The organism is Aeromonas diversa CDC 2478-85, assembly GCF_000819805.1.
GTDB classification, from domain to species: domain Bacteria; phylum Pseudomonadota; class Gammaproteobacteria; order Enterobacterales; family Aeromonadaceae; genus Aeromonas; species Aeromonas diversa.
In genome coordinates, this window is record NZ_CDCE01000032.1 from 1 (window position 1) to 1420 (window position 1420).

Genomic DNA, 1420 nt, shown 5'->3' on the forward strand with positions numbered 1-1420 from the left:
GACGATCACCCCCTTGCCGGCGGCCAGGCCGTCGGCCTTGACCACTATGGGGGCGCCCTTCTCGCGCAGATAGGCCAGGGCCGGCTCCACCTCGGTGAAGTTCTGGTACTCGGCAGTCGGGATGGCGTGGCGCGCCAGGAAGTCCTTGGCAAAGCCCTTGGAGCCTTCCAGCTGGGCCGCGGCGGCGGTCGGGCCGAAGATGGCCAGCCCCTCTGCACGGAAGGCATCGACCACCCCCTTCACCAGCGGCGCTTCCGGTCCGACGATAGTCAGGCCGATGCGCTGCTCCTTGGCGAACGCCAGCAGGGCCGGGATGTCGGTGGCCGAGATGGCCACGTTCTCGATGCTCCCTTCGTGGGCCGTGCCGGCGTTGCCGGGGGCGACGAACACTCGGGTCACCAGGGGGGACTGCATGGCCTTCCAGGCCAGGGCGTGCTCGCGGCCGCCGTTACCGATCACCAGTACTTTCATGGTCTGTTTCCGTTGCTCTTGTCGTCGTAGTTATCAGCAGGGCAGCCTTGGCTGCCCTGTGTCCGTTTATCAGTGGCGGAAGTGGCGCATCTTGGTGAAGACCATGGCCATGCCGTGCTCGTCGGCGGCGTCGATCACCTCCTGGTCGCGCATCGAGCCACCGGGCTGGATGACGCAGGAGATGCCGGCGGCGGCAGCGGCGTCGATGCCGTCGCGGAACGGGAAGAAGGCATCGGAGGCCATGACGGAGCCCGCCACGGTCAGCCCTTCATCCTCGGCCTTGATGCCGGCGATCTTGGCGGAATAGACGCGGCTCATCTGGCCGGCGCCGACGCCGATGGTCTGACCCTCTTTGGCGTAGACGATGGCGTTGGATTTGACGAACTTGGCCACCTTCCAGCAGAACAGCAGGTCCTTGAGTTCCTGCTCGGTGGGCTGGCGCTTGCTGACCACGGTCAGATCCCCCAGGGTCACCATGCCGAGATCGCGCTCCTGCACCAGCAGGCCGCCGTTGACGCGCTTGAAATCAAAGCCCTGGGCCGGCGCGGTCCACTGGCCGCACTCGAGCAGGCGCACGTTCTGCTTGGCGGCGACCGCGTCGCGGGCTGCCTGGCTCACGGTCGGGGCGATGATCACCTCGACGAACTGGCGATCGACGATGGCCTTGGCGGTGGCGCCATCCAGCTCACGGTTGAAGGCGATGATGCCGCCAAAGGCGGAGGTGGGGTCGGTCTGCCAGGCGCGCTCGTAGGCCGCCAGCAGGTCGTCAGCTATGGCGACGCCACACGGATTAGCGTGCTTGACGATGACGCAGGCCGGCTGGTCGAACTCTTTGACGCACTCGAGCGCCGCGTCTGTGTCGGCGATGTTGTTGTAGGAGAGGGCCTTGCCTTGCAGCTGGATGGCGCTTGCCACCGAGCCCGGTGCGGCCTGCTCCTCGGCATAGAAG

General features: G+C 66.7%; 2 protein-coding genes. Both read right to left on the bottom strand.

What is annotated here, in order from left to right:
• Nucleotides 1–471 (bottom strand): phosphoribosylamine--glycine ligase (locus BN1121_RS13435; protein ID WP_043597957.1); only part of this gene is annotated, 471 nt, incomplete at its 3' end.
• Between the two features lie 69 nt (nt 472–540).
• Nucleotides 541–1420, bottom strand: an 880-nt coding sequence (gene purH / locus BN1121_RS13440; RefSeq protein WP_082038244.1) for a bifunctional phosphoribosylaminoimidazolecarboxamide formyltransferase/IMP cyclohydrolase, incomplete at its 5' end; no start/stop codon positions are given.